The sequence below is a fragment of the Streptomyces sp. NPDC047079 genome (assembly GCF_040643755.1).
In the GTDB taxonomy this organism is placed as follows: domain Bacteria; phylum Actinomycetota; class Actinomycetes; order Streptomycetales; family Streptomycetaceae; genus Streptomyces.
On the sequence record NZ_JBEYUZ010000072.1, the window covers coordinates 1 to 1,330 of the forward strand.

Annotated in this window: 1 protein-coding gene; it reads left to right on the forward strand. The window is 64.8% G+C overall.

The features are described from left to right. Nucleotides 1-50 precede the first annotated feature (50 nt). A protein-coding gene (locus ABZ823_RS30925; protein WP_361666235.1) for an IS3 family transposase occupies nucleotides 51-1,303 on the forward strand; the annotation gives its coding sequence in 2 pieces (ribosomal slippage) (nucleotides 51-333 and nucleotides 333-1,303; 1,254 coding nt in all). Nucleotides 1,304-1,330 lie beyond the last annotated feature (27 nt).

The following is a 1,330-nucleotide window of genomic DNA, read 5'->3' on the forward strand; positions in this document are numbered from 1 at the left end:
TGAACCGCCCCGGTTCGAATAGAGACTCGATTTCATGAAAGGATCGAGTCATGGCACGACCTTCCCGTTACCCGCTTGAGCTCCGCCGCCGTGCAGTGCGCATGGTCGCCGAGGTGCGCGACGACTACCCGAACGAGACGGCCGCCTTGCAAGCGGTGACGGAGAAGCTCGGCATCGGCTCCCGCGAGACGCTGCGGAACTGGGTGAAGCAGCACGAGATCGACGCGGGGACGCGGCCGGGAACGACGACGGAGGAGTCTGCCCAGCTCAAGGCGCTGAAGAAGGAGAACGCCGAACTCAAGCGGGCCAACGAGATCCTCAAGGCCGCGGCAAGTTTCTTCGCGGCCGAGCTCGACCGGCCACACACGCGCTCGTAGCGTTCATCGACGAGCACCGGGACCGCTTCGGCGGTGTCGAGCCGATCTGCAGGACGCTCACCGAGTACGACTGCAAGATCGCCCCTTCCACCTACTACGCCCACAAGAAGCGACTGGCCGCCCCGTCCGCACGATCGGTGCGGGACGCTCAGCTCAAGGAACTGATCAGCCAGGTCCACACCGCCAACTACCGTGTCTACGGGGCGAGAAAGGTCTGGCGTGAGCTGAACCGGCAGGGACACCTCGTGGCCCGGTGCACCGTCGAACGCCTGATGCGTGAGATGGGCATCCAGGGGGCGGTTCGCGGCAAGCGTGTGATCACCACGCTTCCCGGCGGGCAGGTCGAGCGAGCTCCCGACCGTCTCGACCGCGACTTCGTCGCCGCCGCCCCCAACCGCTGCTGGGTGGCGGACTTCACCCACGTGAAGACCTGGTCGGCGACCGTCTACGTCGCATTCGTCGTCGACACCTTCTCCCGCCGGATCGTCGGCTGGTCGGCGGCCACCGTCAAGGAGACCGTCTTCGTCCTGGACGCCCTGGAGATGGCGATCTGGCAACGCGACCGCGAGCAACAACCCATCCGACCAGGCGAGTTGATCCATCACTCGGATGCCGGGTCGCAGTACACGTCGTTCAGGCTCGCCGAGCATCTGGACGCCGCCGGCATAGCCGCGTCCATCGGCTCGGTCGGCGACGCCTACGACAACGCCCTGATGGAATCGGCGATCGGACTGTACAAAACCGAGTTGATCAAACCCCAGCGGCCCTGGAAGACGCTTTCCCAGGTCGAGCTGGCCACCGCCGAATGGGTCGACTGGTACAACCACCGCCGACTCCACGGTGAGATAGGCCATATCCCGCCCGTCGAGTACGAAGCCAACTACTACACGGAACTCACGAAACCCCAGGTCACAACCACAATCTGAGATCTCTACCGAACCCGGGGCGGTTCA